At 42.3% G+C, this 13,985-nt stretch carries 13 protein-coding genes; 7 read left to right on the forward strand and 6 right to left on the reverse strand.

All coding sequences use genetic code 11. The annotated features are described in order from the left end of the window. Positions 1–138: 138 nt before the first annotated feature. From AC0VYT_RS07725 to tehB, 5 genes are all read left to right on the forward strand, one after another. Positions 139–522: a DUF2237 family protein gene (locus tag AC0VYT_RS07725; RefSeq protein ID WP_005019984.1), complete on the forward strand. Its 384-nt coding sequence runs from the start codon at positions 139–141 to the stop codon at positions 520–522. Next, a complete protein-coding gene (locus AC0VYT_RS07730) occupies positions 522–1,115 on the forward strand; it encodes a Maf family protein (RefSeq protein WP_005019983.1) in 594 nt (197 codons plus the stop codon). Before AC0VYT_RS07725 ends, AC0VYT_RS07730 begins: the two co-directional genes overlap by 1 nt. Positions 1,116–1,146: 31 nt before the next feature. Continuing rightward, positions 1,147–2,319 carry a ribosomal protein uL16 3-hydroxylase gene (locus AC0VYT_RS07735; protein WP_005019981.1) on the forward strand — a complete coding sequence of 391 codons (1,173 nt, stop codon included), beginning with the start codon at positions 1,147–1,149 and terminating at the stop codon, positions 2,317–2,319. 169 nt (positions 2,320–2,488) lie between these two features. After that, positions 2,489–4,159: an FMN-binding glutamate synthase family protein gene (locus AC0VYT_RS07740; protein ID WP_005019980.1), complete on the forward strand. Its 1,671-nt coding sequence runs from the start codon at positions 2,489–2,491 to the stop codon at positions 4,157–4,159. A 76-nt stretch (positions 4,160–4,235) separates the two neighbouring features. Further along, the gene (gene tehB, locus AC0VYT_RS07745) at positions 4,236–5,105 is read left to right on the forward strand and encodes an SAM-dependent methyltransferase TehB (RefSeq protein ID WP_248130413.1); all 870 of its coding nucleotides are present in this window, start codon (positions 4,236–4,238) and stop codon (positions 5,103–5,105) included. Between the two features lie 115 nt (positions 5,106–5,220). Here tehB and AC0VYT_RS07750 read toward each other — a convergent pair whose 3' ends face one another. From AC0VYT_RS07750 to AC0VYT_RS07765, 4 genes are read right to left on the reverse strand one after another with little or no spacing between them, the layout of a single operon-like run. Beyond that, positions 5,221–6,252, reverse strand: a complete 1,032-nt coding sequence (locus tag AC0VYT_RS07750) for an alpha/beta hydrolase (RefSeq protein WP_005019975.1) — start codon at positions 6,250–6,252, stop codon at positions 5,221–5,223. Then, entirely contained in the window at positions 6,252–7,391 is a 1,140-nt protein-coding gene (locus AC0VYT_RS07755; RefSeq protein WP_005019973.1) for a YdcF family protein, read from the reverse strand. Before AC0VYT_RS07755 ends, AC0VYT_RS07750 begins: the two co-directional genes overlap by 1 nt. Before the next feature lie 7 nt (positions 7,392–7,398). Next, a complete protein-coding gene (murB, locus tag AC0VYT_RS07760; RefSeq protein WP_005019972.1) occupies positions 7,399–8,481 on the reverse strand; it encodes a UDP-N-acetylmuramate dehydrogenase in 1,083 nt (360 codons plus the stop codon). Continuing rightward, the gene (locus tag AC0VYT_RS07765; RefSeq protein ID WP_005019970.1) at positions 8,453–8,962 is read right to left on the reverse strand and encodes a low molecular weight protein-tyrosine-phosphatase; all 510 of its coding nucleotides are present in this window, start codon (positions 8,960–8,962) and stop codon (positions 8,453–8,455) included. The genes murB and AC0VYT_RS07765 overlap by 29 nt, the downstream gene beginning before the upstream one ends. A 116-nt stretch (positions 8,963–9,078) precedes the next feature. On the opposite strand from AC0VYT_RS07765, the gene AC0VYT_RS07770 reads away from it, so the two are divergent. Next, positions 9,079–10,239 (forward strand): iron-containing alcohol dehydrogenase, encoded by a 1,161-nt coding sequence (locus tag AC0VYT_RS07770; protein ID WP_005019968.1) that lies wholly within the window; start codon positions 9,079–9,081, stop codon positions 10,237–10,239. After that, on the forward strand, positions 10,236–10,670 hold the full coding sequence (locus tag AC0VYT_RS07775; RefSeq protein ID WP_005019966.1) for an acyl-CoA thioesterase: 435 nt from the start codon (positions 10,236–10,238) through the stop codon (positions 10,668–10,670). The genes AC0VYT_RS07770 and AC0VYT_RS07775 overlap by 4 nt, the downstream gene beginning before the upstream one ends. A 5-nt stretch (positions 10,671–10,675) precedes the next feature. Here AC0VYT_RS07775 and dnaX read toward each other — a convergent pair whose 3' ends face one another. Together dnaX and AC0VYT_RS07785 are read right to left on the reverse strand one after the other, a co-directional pair. After that, the gene (gene dnaX, locus AC0VYT_RS07780) at positions 10,676–12,841 is read right to left on the reverse strand and encodes a DNA polymerase III subunit gamma/tau (RefSeq protein ID WP_005019965.1); all 2,166 of its coding nucleotides are present in this window, start codon (positions 12,839–12,841) and stop codon (positions 10,676–10,678) included. 180 nt (positions 12,842–13,021) lie between these two features. Then, complete coding sequence (locus AC0VYT_RS07785) at positions 13,022–13,981, reverse strand: methyltransferase (RefSeq protein ID WP_005019964.1); 960 nt, start codon at positions 13,979–13,981, stop codon at positions 13,022–13,024. Between the last annotated feature and the right edge of the window lie 4 nt (positions 13,982–13,985).

The raw sequence follows: 13,985 nt of genomic DNA on the forward strand, positions 1-13,985 counted from the left end.
TAATACTCTCTTTATGTATTTAAAAATGCCATCGATTTTAAATGATTATGCTTAAAAAGGTTAGCTTCTTTTGCATAAAAGCTAACGTTTGCCAAAGATTTGTTATGATAGATAAAGCCTGTCTATTTCCGAGTACTTATGTCTTTTCATCCTGATCCGAAGATTAACCGCTTAAATGTATTAGGTGAACCCTTGGCAAGCTGTTGCTATGATCCTATTACCGGATATTTCCGTAATGGTTTTTGCCATACTGCTGCTACTGATCTGGGCCAGCATACTGTTTGTGCACAGATGACATCTGAATTTCTAAGTTTTTCTCAAAAACTGGGTAATGACCTGATTACACCCTTACCGGAAGTGGGTTTTCCCGGTCTAAAACCTGGTGACTTCTGGTGTATCTGCGTAACGCGCTGGGTTGAAGCCTATCAGGCTGATATGGCTCCGCCTGTAAAAATTCATGCCTGCCATCAGGCAGTACTCAGTTATGTACCTTTAGATATTTTAATGGATTATGCAGTTTGATGAAGCAGCCTCCTCTTATTCTGGCCTCCAGTAGTGAGACCCGTAAAGCGCTGTTGAATCGTTTAGGCTTGCAGTATCGATGTATTTCACCAGATATTGATGAACTACCCCAAGGTGAGACACATGCAGATGAACTTGCAAGGAGACTGGCTTTTGACAAAGCTCATATTGTTGCCAGACTTTACCCTGAAGCAGTAGTGATTGGTTCCGATCAGGTAGCATGGCGGGAACATACACCCGATGATTTTATAGGTAAGCCCTTAACAGTTGAAAAGGCAGTGCAACAGTTGCAGGCCAATTCCGGGAAAACGGTCTATTTTAGTACGGGGCTGAGTGTACAGCAGCATTCCACAGGTTTTCAGCACACACTGGTAGAGCATTATCAGGTAAAATTCCGCACATTAAATCTGGCCGAAATTGAGCGATACATCGAACTGGATCAACCACTTCACTGTGCAGGTAGCTTTAAATGTGAAAGTCTGGGCATTAGTCTGTTTGAAAAGATGACGGGTAATGACCAGACAACTTTAATGGGCCTACCCATGATTCAGCTATGCCAGATTTTGCGCCAACTCGACTTCCAGATTCCCTAGCTAATTTTTTTAATATTTATAGGTTTTTTCTATGTCCCAACCTCTAGCTGTCTTAGGCGGTATAACTGCCGAACAATTTTTAAGTGAATATTGGCAAAAAAAACCGCTACTGGTCCGTAATGCCCTGCCCGAAATTATCAATATTCTTGAACCGAACGATGTTAAAGAACTTGCGCTTGAAGAAAATGTTACTGCCCGTTTAATCAAGCAAAAAGATAAAGATTCTAACCAGTGGTCAGTGAAATCTTCTCCTCTAATTAAAGGCGATTTCCAGAAAATGCCAAAACTATGGACCTTGCTGGTTCAGGCGGTTGACCACTATTCATTTGACCTGGCAGCCCTATGGAAAAAATTTCCCTTTATTCCACAGTGGCGCCGTGATGATATTATGGTGTCTTATGCACCTAAAGGCGGTTCAGTTGGCAAGCATTTTGACTTTTATGATGTATTCTTGGTGCAAGGTTACGGTCACCGTCGCTGGCAGCTTGGGCAGATGTGCGATGCAGACACGGCTTTTATCCCAGGTCAGCCTCTTAAACTGCTACCAGACATGGAGGTAAATTTTGATGAAGTACTGGCTCCAGGTGATCTGTTATATGTTCCACCGGGTCTGTCTCACTATGGCGTAGCAGAAGATGACTGCCTGACCTTTTCCTTTGGTTTTCGCATGCCTAATATTGCAGATATGATGGATCGTGTGAGTGATAAATTTTCTGAAGACCAGTTACTCAGAAATCCGCTAACCGATATTCTGCGTGACCAGGCTACAGCAGCAGGTGAGATTACACCTGTTGAACTTGAGTACCTTAAAACAGAACTACTTGCCCGTCTGCAAAACTCTACTGTACTTGATGATGCTATTATCAGCTTGATGTCGGAACCGAAGTATCCGGAGAATATTCCTGAAGCGGAAGAGATCGGTACAGGTGATCTGGAAGAAGCTTTGGATCAGGGTTACATGCTAATGCTGGAACCTGCTTCACGCCTGCTTTATACAGATGAAGACAACCAGCTACTTTTTTGGGCAAATGGTGAAGCACTATATATTTCTGAAAGCTTTGCAGCCTATTTAAAGCGTCTTGCTGATGGTGAAATTCTGGTTCTTGATCAGAATTTAAATGATGAAGAAATACTTGAAGATATCGCACAGCTATTGACTGACTCTATTTTGATGTTGCTTCCACCAGAAGAAGAGCAAAACTAATATTTATTTATAAAAAATAGCCAGACCTGTTCTGGTTATTTTTTTATCTGAAAAATTATCCTAGTTATCTTCTTATGTGACTGAGAATGAACAAAACTGTCATTGAGAAATACAGCTCGGCTTGGCAAGTTGAATCTATTGAAAAATATTAAAAGGAAAGCTGAATATAATGGCAAGCCCAGCACAAACAATACGTCATAAGCTCCTCAATACATTTTTCTCAAGACATTCAGTCTGGTTTCTGTGCATTCTGATCGCATTAGGTATTACCATGCTTAGGCTATTCTATGAGCCACATTATATTTATTACTTCATTTCAGATACCTTGCTTAACAGTGTCTGGTTAATCACAGCTTTGCTGAGCCTGCTGGGTCTCTATGATATTTTGCAGAATCGTCACTCGATCTTAAAAAACTATCCGATTATGGGACACTTTCGCTATATCTTTGAAGATTTTCGCCCAGAGATCCGGCAGTATTTTATTGAATCGGATCATGATGCACTGCCATTTTCACGGGTACAGCGCAGTCTGGTATATCAGCGTGCGAAAAATGAAAATTCAGATAAACCCTTTGGCTCAATTTTAGATGTCTATCAGGCAGATTATCGTTTTATTACTCACTCCCTGGCACCTTGCTCACCAGCAGATCCGGCCACTTTTCGTATTCAGATTGGTAATGAGCAATGTACTCAGCCTTATAGCGCTTCAATTTTCAATATCTCTGGCATGAGTTTTGGCAGTCTCAGCGCCAATGCAATTCTGGCGTTAAATCAGGGTGCCAAGATGGGTAACTTTTACCATGACACAGGAGAAGGCAGTATCAGCCCCTATCATCTGGAGAATGGTGGCGATTTGGTCTGGCAAATTGCCAGTGGTTATTTTGGCTGCCGGACGCTTGACGGACAGTTTGATGAAGGAAAGTTTGCCAAACAGGCGCAACTTGAACAGGTTAAAATGATTGAACTCAAACTGTCCCAAGGCGCCAAACCGGGTCATGGCGGTATTTTGCCAAAGCATAAAATTTCTGAAGAAATTGCCCTGATTCGGGGAGTAAGTCGTGATCGTGACTGCATCTCTCCTGCTACCCACTCTGCTTTTCGTACACCGATCCAGATGATGCACTTTCTGCAAAAATTACGTGATCTTTCTGGTGGTAAACCAGTAGGCTTTAAGCTCTGTATTGGGCATCCATGGCAATTTATGAGTATTGTAAAAGCTATGCTGGAAACCAAAATTGTACCGGATTTTATTGTAGTCGATGGCTCAGAGGGTGGTACAGGTGCAGCACCAATTGAATTTAGTGATTACATTGGTACACCTCTGCGTGAAGGCTTACGCTTTGTACATAATACCTTGGTGGGTACCGGTTTACGTGATCAGATCAAGATTGGAGCAGCGGGTAAAATCGTCAGTGCATTTGATATTGCCAGTACATTTGCACTGGGCGCAGACTGGGTGAATTCAGGTCGGGGGTTCATGTTTGCAATTGGCTGTATACAGGCACAAAGCTGCCATACCAATCAGTGCCCGGTTGGGGTAGCTACACAGGACCGTGACCGACAAAAAGCTTTACATGTGCCCACCAAAGCTGAGCGGGTTTTTAATTTCCATAAAAACACTTTGCATGCCTTAGCAGATATGATAGCAGCAGCAGGCTTGCGTCATCCTTCGGAACTGGATGCACACCATCTGGCACAACGGATTAATGACCGGGAAATTAAAAATTATGCCCAGTTGCATTATTTTATGGAAGAAAATGCGCTTATTAATAACCAGCTTCAGGATAAAGAAAATTTTTATTACCGCATGTGGCAAATGGCCAGTGCTCAAAAATTCTGATCTGTAAAAAGCTGAGTACATACATTCTTCACTTGGCTAATTCGATCACCATAAAACTCTATCTGAGGAAAATACGATGAGTAACTTGCGCTGTTATAAACAAATGCCTATATGGTCTAATAAAACCCTTCCTCAGAATTTCCGCGAGAAACATAATACTCAAGAAGGGACTTGGGCTAAATTGACAATATTGCAGGGCGAACTGGTATTTGCCATGCTATCAGAAAATGGTGAAATAATTTCTGAAGAAACTTTTAATGCTAGTCATCAACCTTCCTTAGTCTCACCTCAAGCATGGCACAAAATTGTCTCTACCAGTTCCGATATTGCCTGCCAACTTGAATTTTTCTGTGAACCTGAGCGTTACTTTGAAAAGAAATATGGACTCATACCAACGCATTCCGAAATACGTATGGCGAGTAAAATTCTGCACAGTGCAGGTACCGCACTTGATCTTGGTTGTGGTAATGGCCGCAATACACTTTTTCTCAGTGAAAAAGGTTTTGAGGTCGATGCATGGGATATTAATAAAGCTAGCATCAATAAGCTTAATGAAATTATTGGTGCAGAGAAAATGGATCATATTCACACTGAAATACGTGACCTGAACCAGAATCCCATTATTGAAAAACGCTATAACTTTATCTTTTCAACGGTTGTGCTGATGTTTTTACAGCCCCCTACTATTCCCCGACTTATAGAAGAAATGCAAAAAGCAACTCTGCCTGAAGGTTATAATCTGATTGTTGCGGCTATGGATACACCAGACTATCCATGTAATGTTGATTTCCCCTTCACCTTTAAAGAAGGAGAGCTCATTCGTTATTATACGGGTTGGAATATCTTACAATATAATGAAGATGTTGGTGAACTGCATCGGCTTGATGAGCATGGTCGCCGGATAAAATTGCGTTTTGCTACATTACTGGCAAAAAAACAGGCTTGAATATAAAAGCATACTATTCACTAAAAACTACAAAGCCAGATCATTACTCTGGCTTTTTCAGAAGATTATATGGCGCTAAGTTTTATTAGTACTTAATGCCAGATCATGAGCTTATTTATTCATAATAGTATTTTGAAGGTCTGGCGTGTAGAAATGCCGGAATCAGCCCGGTAAGTGCAGCCCGAATATCAGCCCGCTCATTAATGAGTTGATGCGAACCCTCTTCAAGCATAAGCAGGGTCTGTAACCGGAATTTTCGCCGGATAAATTCAATGTTATAACGCCAGTCTACCGTCTGGTCCAGTGCTCCCTGAGCAAGCCAGACTGGTATTCGGCAAGCCGGTCTCTGCTCCATTTCCTGCATCCACCGCGACATCGCCAGAATCCAGTCCATACCCATCATACGGGGCTGTAAGGGATCTTTTAAGCGAATAAAGCGCAGAAATTCCGGATTATGGTTATTACGCCGGAAATGTCGAGGCACTTGCCGCTTGATACGCCGGATAATACCGAGGCCAACCGGGTTATGCCACCATGCTGTTTTTGCAGGTCGAATGAGTGGAGATAAAAGCAAAATACGATCAACAATCGGATTACGGCGCTGCTCAGCATATTCGAGCAAATGATGCATCCAGATTGCGCCTCCCGTACTCTGTCCAATACCTAACCATGGTTGCGGCAACTGGTCAGCCTGACGGACATACTGATATACGGCCAGTAAAACCTGCTGATAATGATCAAAATTCTGGATATTGGCCGGCGAACCGTCACTTAAGCCATGCCCCGGCAAGTCATATGTTATTACGCTGAAGCCCTGTTCAAGTATTTCACGGATGATTGGCTGGTAAATGCCGCTGTGTTCAAGATAACCATGCAGCAAACAGACCGTACCTTTAATTTCAGCAACTCTCGGTTTAAAAACCTGTACATGTAATCGAAAAAGTGGCATGGGAACATAACCCTGCCATTGGTCACAGTACAGCAGATTTAAACCATAAAGTTTGCGATAAGCCAAAATATCAACTGAGGGCTCATACGGGCGGTTCAGATTTAATGGTTCTAGAAGCTGTGAAGTAATTTCACGGCTAGGTATAGGCAAGTCAAGCTGGGTAAGTACATTCGGATTTAAAAACGGGATATCTGACATTAAGGTACCTCCCGGCAGCCACTTGAGCCAAATAGGATATCGCGAATTGTGGCCAGCATTTCGTAATTGGCACGGCGACTGTGATCATAATTCTGCCGGCTTGGACGCCAGTCTGTTAATTTTGAAGGCATAGGTGCTTCAACCGGTATGGTTTCTATACCGTTTAGTGCAAATAAACGGCGTGTACGTGGCATATGATAAACATCCGTGATCAAGATTACTGTAGGTGCCCCACCTTTTTTCTGTAAAAGCAATGAACTGAACCGTGAATTCTCACAGGTATTCATACTGCGGTTTTCCAGTAATTTTGCTTCTACATTTCTTTCTTTTAGCCAAGCCTGCATATAAGGGGCTTCTACCCCGCTTAAAACAATGGGTAAATGGTATTGTTTTTCGACTTCCAGGGTTTTCTCGAGCCGCAAGCGGGTATATTTATTCACTACAATATCTTTCTGGTTATCAGCTAAAGTTAAACCGCCACCTAAAACAACAATTGCATAAGGTTTGCTGGAACTTGCCGGATAGACTGGTTCATTTTTTTCTTTTTGTATTTGGGCAATATCCTGATAAATTTCGCTTTCTACTGCCTCTTGCTGTTCAACCGGATGTGTCATCAGGAAATCTATATATTGCTCCATTAACACCTTATTCTCTGCGCTATTCAATTGCAGAAGCTCACGCATGTCTTCAACCGAATCGGAGACTGGCTGTTCTTGTTCCTGTCCTTTTTTATCAACAGATGGAACCAGTAATGGAATAACCGGTTGGTCGTCCTTATCGTTTTCTTCTTTTTCCTGTTCTTCAATAATAATTTTTTGCAATGCTTTATAACGGGCCTGTAGCGTAGGCAAATCCTGTGCATTCTGGTTTTGCATAGACTGCTCCATCAGCTTTAAGTATGCCTGACGGGCAATCCAGAGATTTGAACCAGGCTCTAGTTCCTCATATTCGCTCAGGGCGGCCATTTCCTGACTTTTTGCTGCCACTTGGTTGACTTCTACTGGCACAAAAGTATTAAGAGCCTTGACCACCAGCTGCGAATAAAAAGGGGTATAGATAAAAACCATCAGACAGCCGAGCAGTACAAATATGCCTGCGGCAAGCTGTACTAAACGCACCATCCAATGATACTGAGCCATAAACTGTTTATTCCGTATGTGAGCAAATCTGGGCTATTTCATTATAGAGTACCGGTTCCGGCTCGAGCATGATGTTAAATTTCTGATAAACATCGTGCTGTACCGCGCAGTAAGTAGCTTTGATATCTTCTAATGACGCTTCAGCATAATTGACCAGGACCAGTGCCTGTTTTTCAAACATGCCTACCTGACCCAGACGCTTGCCCTTCCATCCTGCCTGCTCAATCAGCCAGCCAGCTGCGATCTTGGCCTGACCAGTCAACTGGGGGTAATGCGGTAGTCTCGGGAATCGCACTGCCAGTTTCTGATAAGCCTCATTACTAATTACAGGATTTTTAAAAAAACTGCCGGCATTAGGATATTGTGCCGGGTCAGGTAACTTACTTTGTCGAATATGAATAACCTGCTGTTGCAGGTTTTCGGCACTCTGATCACCTGCCATAGCCAGTTTCAGATCGCCATAGTTCAGCTTGAGCTGCGGTGTTTTTAATAACCTGAATGTTACATGGGTAATAATGTAGCGATTTGGCTGATCTTTAAAAATACTGTGCCGGTATGAAAAACCGCAGTCTTTAGCACAGATCGAGTCAAACTGGCCAGTTTCACGATCATATACTTGTACCGATTCAATAAAATCCCCAGCTTCTACCCCATAAGCACCAATATTCTGTACAGGTGACGCGCCAACTCGTCCTGGAATTAAAGCCAGGTTCTGTAAGCCATATAAGCGTTTTGTGGTGGTATAGAGTACAAACTCATGCCAGACCTGACCGGCACCCACCCTCAGGCTGCGGCTTTGTTCATCTTCATCTAAATACTCAATACCTTGAATATCAATATGCATGACCAGTGCATTAATCTTTTCAGGTAGAAGCAGGTTACTGCCACCAGAAAGTACAAGAATATTCAGCTGATTCTGGATAGCATATTGAACCGCAGCCGGAATCTGCCGAGTCTGTTCAATGTGAATGTAATGGGAAGCGACACTGTTAAGCTTTAAACTGTTAAAAGGTTTAAGTTGAATATTATTTTGAATCTGAATCACATCTAAACCTTTTAAATTACTGACCAAACTGACTTTTAAATACATTTATCCAGGCACGACTGCTTGATTCACACTGATCCAGTACCCGCTCAAAACCATCAAGTCCGCCATAATAGGGATCGGGTAAAGCCTGCTTGGAATATTCAGGGTCATGCTCACTCATCAGAGCAACTTTTGCACGCAGGCATGTTTCGCCATATTCAAGACCAGCTTGATGCATTACTGCTTGTATATCTTCAAGACTCTGATGATCCATTGCCAGAATCAAGTCAAAATCAAGAAAATCCTGAGTCTTTAACTGACGAGCTCTTAACGTTGAGAGATCATAACCACGTTTTTTAGCATGCTTCTGACTCCGTTGGTCAGGTGCTTTACCTAGATGATAATTACTGGTGCCAGCTGAATCAACGATTACATTTAACTGATACTCGTCACAATAATGCCTCAGGACAATTTCCGCTGTGGGAGAGCGGCAAATATTTCCTAAACAGACACACAACACCTTATACGGCGCTTTGGACGACATAACGACCTCAAGTACAGCTTTCTTTTGAAGAGTCTTATGTTAAGTTATTTACAGGATGAATCCTATAGAACTGTAAAACAATAATGTTCAATTTTTTAAAGAATTAAGGAAAACGTATGGGCCAATTTCAGTTTCAAACCGTTCCCAATATTATTGCTGGGCTAGGCTCAATTGAGAGACTCAAGCAAATCTTGATAGAGCAGAAGTCCAAAAAACTGTTATTGGTTACCGATCCGGGAATGCTGGCTCAGCAGCTTCATCAACCTGTTTTAGATATTTTACATAGCATTGGACTTGAATATAGTATTTATGCTGATGTACAGGCTGATCCACCAGAAGACGTAGTCCTGGCAGCCGCCCGTTTTGCCCGAGAAGAAAAAGCAGACATTATTTTAGGCTTTGGTGGCGGCAGCTCTATGGACGTTGCCAAGATTATTGCCCTGCTTGCGCATCCTGAACAACAGCAAAAGCTCCAGGAGATGTATGGTGTAAATCAGGTCCAAGGCGCACGACTGAAATTAATTTTAATTCCCACCACTGCTGGTACCGGCTCCGAAGTCACGCCTATTTCGATAGTAACCACTGGGGAAACAACAAAAAGTGGAATAGTATCACCTGTGCTTTTTGCAGATACTACTATACTCGATGCAAATTTCACCCGAAATTTACCACGTCATATTACTGCAGCGACCGGTATTGATGCGATGGTGCATGCTGTCGAAGCCTATACATCTAAAATTAAAAAAAATTTCTATGCGGATTTACTCGCAGTTAAAGCGCTCCAGATTCTTTATACAAATTTAAGACCGGTACTTGAAGATGGCCACAATATGGAAGCCCGGCAGAATATGCTGGTCGGTTCAATGCTTGCCGGACAGGCCTTTGCCAACTCACCAGTGGGTGCGGTACATGCGCTGGCTTATCCGCTTGGTGGACACTTCCATATTTCACATGGGCATAGCAATGCTCTGGTTTTTACTGAAGTCTTAAAATTTAACCTGACTCATGCCAAGCAGCACTATGCTGAATTGATGTTACATATTGAACCTAAAAGTAGTGGCTCAGTAGAAGGCCTTAGTGATCTGTTTATTGATCATATGCAAAATTATCTAGACATCACTGGTTTACCCTTGACTTTGCAATCACTCGCAATACCTGAGCAGGCTTTAGAACAGCTGGCACAAGATGCAATATTACAAACCCGGCTATTACAGAATAACCCCCGTGAGCTGGGTTATGAGGATGCCCTCAATATATATCGAGCCATTTATTCATGAATAAGCCTGTAATTACCGAACGCAAGCATTTTAAATTTTTCTTGCCGATTCAGACTCGCTGGGCAGATAATGATATATACGGGCACGTCAATAACGTAACCTATTATAGCTATTTTGACACAGCGGCTAATTCGCTGCTGATTCAGAAAGCAGGGTTTAACATTCATCAATCCTCTGTAATTGGGCTGGTAGTTGATTCTGCTTGCAGCTTTTTTCAGGAACTGTCTTTTCCTGAAATAATTGAGGTTGGCGTAGCAATTGAACGTATCGGCCAATCTTCTTTAACATATCGTTTAGCGATTTTTAAACAGGGTCAGCAGCAAGCATCTGCACAAGGTCACTTTGTTCATGTGTTTGTAAATCGTAAAACACGAAAAAGCACTCCCATATCTCAACAGATGCGGGAGGATCTAGCCACTTATTGTTTATAAAACAATCATAATTTTAACTGGATATTTTGCAGCTCGGCATCAAAAAGATGAATTAAACTCTGAATTGCAGGCTCCTGCTGTAGTAATTCTTTTGCACGCTGGTACGCTTTTTCCTTGCGTACCGTTTGCATGATATATGGCGTGATCTGCTCAATTTCTTTGTATTCCACTTGAAACTGTGTATCGGGCCATTGCTCTTTCATGGCTTGCTCTAAAGCATGCTGGAGCTGAGACAGCATTCCTTCATATTGTTGTGGAATTTGAAAAACTGACAGGCCATTAATCGTGCCTGTCATCAATCCATGCTGGGCCAGCTCTTGAACGGCAGGTGATAACTCGCTATTCCTAAACCAGTATTCCCATTTTTCTACAGTCCAGTCATGCTCTAACTGCTGAGGTGCCAGTGTTAGAATATCCTGAGGCATCAAGTGACCAGAGTTTTCATATTGCTGAGCGCTAATACTAGCTTTTTCCAGCTTAGTATCAGACAATTTTTCATCAGAAAAACTATGAGATACCTGCTCACTCTTTCCCCCGGTTTTAAAGGACTCGGCTACAGGTAACTCAACAAATAAATCTTCCGCAGATATGGTAGGCGCTGTTTCACTCTGGCTAAGATCTTTTAGTATATCGGGTTGGGTGCTTACTGCCAGTTCTGAAATGACTGCAGTATCAGGTTCAAGAAATTTAGTATCCAAAAGATCAGCAGAAGGCGCTACCGGTTTAGGCTGAATATTTAAACCTGCCTCATCAAACCCGACCAGCCCATCAGCCGAGTTTATATTGAAGCTCAGCATTTCATTTGCTGCTGAACTTTCCTCAGTATTACTGTCCGGAACAGCTGGTTCTAGCGGTTTTTTCTCAAAAGGTTCAGAAGAGTCTGCTGTAGTTTTAGGCACAGTGTCTGGCTCTGCTCCAGCGAGTAATAACTCTTCAGAAATAAAATTTGTCTCAGGCTCAAATTTCTCTGCTAAAACTGTTACCTGTGGTTCAGACAGATGAGGTGCTGTATTAACTTCTGCCGATGCTGAGGAGCTACTATCAGGAACCGCCTGTCCAGAATAGTCTATTGATATTTCATCAGGTGCCAAAGGCCGAAAAGCTAACAGCCGTAAAATACACATTTCAAAGCCCTGCTCTTGCGTAACAGACAGTTGCAGGTCAGCTCGTCCTTTACAGGCAATTTGATAATACAGTTGCAGGTCTTGCGCTGAAATCAGGCGTGAGAGCTGTAAAATTTTACGGTTAATCTCATCACTGTATTTAAGGCCTAGGTCGGGCAAATATTGTAATAGAGCCAATTCGTGTAAGGTCGAAATCAGCTGATCCAGAACAAGTGAAACATCCAGTGCCTGATGTCTAAACTGTAATAAAAGCTGGCTGACCCGGGCCTGATTATTCTGATGAATGGCCAGAATCAGGTCATAGATGATAGTGCGGTCGATCAGCCCCAGCATCTCTTTGACATCCTGATGGTGTACCTCACCCTGACCATAAGCAATCGCCTGATCTGTCAGAGACAATGCATCACGTAGGGAGCCTTGGGCAGACTCACCAATTTGCCAGATGGCGTCACTATCAGCATTAATCTCTTCTTTTTGTAAAATTCGGGTTAAATGTTCAGTAATCTCATCAACTGCTAATGGTCGCAAGGTAAATTGCAGGCATCGTGAAATAACCGTAATAGGTAATTTCTGCGGATCTGTGGTAGCGAATAAAAATTTTACATGCTCTGGCGGCTCTTCGAGCGTTTTCAGGAGTGCATTAAAAGAGTGAGTAGAGAGCATATGCACTTCATCGATCAGATAAACCTTAAAGCGTCCCTGAGTCGGTGCATAAGGTACATTGTCGAGCAGTTCGCGGGTATCTTCAACTTTGGTTCTTGAAGCGGCATCAATTTCAATCAGATCAATGAAACGGCCTTCATTGACGGCTTTACAGGTAGCACATACTTCGCATGGTGTAGAAGTAACACCGGTTTCACAGTTTAAGCACTTTGCTAAAATACGCGCAATTGTTGTTTTGCCTACGCCACGTGTACCTGTAAATAAATAAGCATGATGCAGACGGCCACGTTCTAACGCATTGGTCAGCGCCCGTGACACATGGCTTTGCCCGACCAGCTCATTAAAGTTGCGTGGACGATATTTTCGCGCAAGTACTTGATACATGTATGCTCCTTTTTGCCTGTATAAGCATACTGTTTTTTTGCAGCTTAGTGAATGAGCCGATGTCATCAATTGCTTTTAAAACGACAAGTCACTACTTTGCGTTTGAATATGAAAATAATTTTTGAAACCAGATACGCTTTTACATTTATGTATATTTAAAATTTCTGTGCTTTTAAACTATCAGGCAATCTTGTGAACACATAGAATAATGGCTGCAATTCGCTCCACACCTGAATAATATGGCTGTTCGAGTTCTTCACCAAAAATATCCGGATCGATTTCCTGCCAGCGCCATGTAAATTTTGATTGTCCTTTAAACCACTCTTCAATTCGTTCCTGTAATACGCTTTGACCATTACGGATGGCAACCCCTGTAGATAAAAACAAGTGTCCATTTCTGTAAAGATGAGTAACCCCTTGCTGCACAATATCAAAAGCCAGCTGTGCACCATCCATTTTATAGCCACCATGCCGATACTGACGCCGCTCCGAGTCTACCAGGTAAGGAGGATTGGCAATAATCAAATCATATTGCTCATGAATTTCCTGATATAAATGACTATTTACTGCACGAAACTTTTCAATACCCGAGAATTCTGCATGAAGTTCACTTAATAATAGAGCGTATGGATTAATGTCTACCAATGTAAGTTCTGGCTGAGGGTTAAATTTTTTGGTTGTTAGAATCGCAGTGGCTGCCGTACCCGAACCCATTTCCAGAATACTGCTCACAGAGAATTGCTGTTGTTTTAGGAAACAGTCTAAATGCAAATTAAAACGGTAGGTATCAGGTCCTAAGAAAACAGCATTCTGGCTAGTTGTAGGGTAACTGCTATGGATAAAAATCTCATCATTTAAACTTGAAACACGAAATTTGCAGCGAAACAGTTGCTCCTGCTGTTCAAGCAAATCATGATATTTCAATAGTTCAAATAAAGGTGCCTTGAGATCTGCTGCATAGAACCAGCGATTCCAGCCAAAAATATCTGCTAAAGTTTCTCCTACCGCCGCATGTCTTAAGACCCGTGAATGCGTTTCTGGCGTTACACTGATAAATTGATAAGCATTAGCTTTAAGATGTTCTAACAGATCTAGTAAAGCCTGCTTCTTGGTTTGTAAATCTGAAAGCTCTATGTCCATATAT

This window comes from Acinetobacter sp. QJM3NY_42 (assembly GCF_056173745.1).

Bases quoted from the DNA above. Each gene is read 5' to 3' on its own strand.
- murB (WP_005019972.1), bottom strand. From the start codon at position 8,481: ATGTATTTAAAAGTCAGTTTGGTCAGTAATTTAAAAGGTTTAGATGTG.
- AC0VYT_RS07740 (WP_005019980.1), top strand. From the start codon at position 2,489: ATGGCAAGCCCAGCACAAACAATACGTCATAAGCTCCTCAATACATTT.
- AC0VYT_RS07785 (WP_005019964.1), bottom strand. From the start codon at position 13,981: ATGGACATAGAGCTTTCAGATTTACAAACCAAGAAGCAGGCTTTACTA.
- AC0VYT_RS07730 (WP_005019983.1), top strand. From the start codon at position 522: ATGAAGCAGCCTCCTCTTATTCTGGCCTCCAGTAGTGAGACCCGTAAA.
- AC0VYT_RS07775 (WP_005019966.1), top strand. From the start codon at position 10,236: ATGAATAAGCCTGTAATTACCGAACGCAAGCATTTTAAATTTTTCTTG.
- AC0VYT_RS07765 (WP_005019970.1), bottom strand. From the start codon at position 8,962: ATGTCGTCCAAAGCGCCGTATAAGGTGTTGTGTGTCTGTTTAGGAAAT.
- AC0VYT_RS07755 (WP_005019973.1), bottom strand. From the start codon at position 7,391: ATGGCTCAGTATCATTGGATGGTGCGTTTAGTACAGCTTGCCGCAGGC.
- AC0VYT_RS07770 (WP_005019968.1), top strand. From the start codon at position 9,079: ATGGGCCAATTTCAGTTTCAAACCGTTCCCAATATTATTGCTGGGCTA.
- tehB (WP_248130413.1), top strand. From the start codon at position 4,236: ATGAGTAACTTGCGCTGTTATAAACAAATGCCTATATGGTCTAATAAA.
- AC0VYT_RS07750 (WP_005019975.1), bottom strand. From the start codon at position 6,252: ATGTCAGATATCCCGTTTTTAAATCCGAATGTACTTACCCAGCTTGAC.
- AC0VYT_RS07725 (WP_005019984.1), top strand. From the start codon at position 139: ATGTCTTTTCATCCTGATCCGAAGATTAACCGCTTAAATGTATTAGGT.
- dnaX (WP_005019965.1), bottom strand. From the start codon at position 12,841: ATGTATCAAGTACTTGCGCGAAAATATCGTCCACGCAACTTTAATGAG.
- AC0VYT_RS07735 (WP_005019981.1), top strand. From the start codon at position 1,147: ATGTCCCAACCTCTAGCTGTCTTAGGCGGTATAACTGCCGAACAATTT.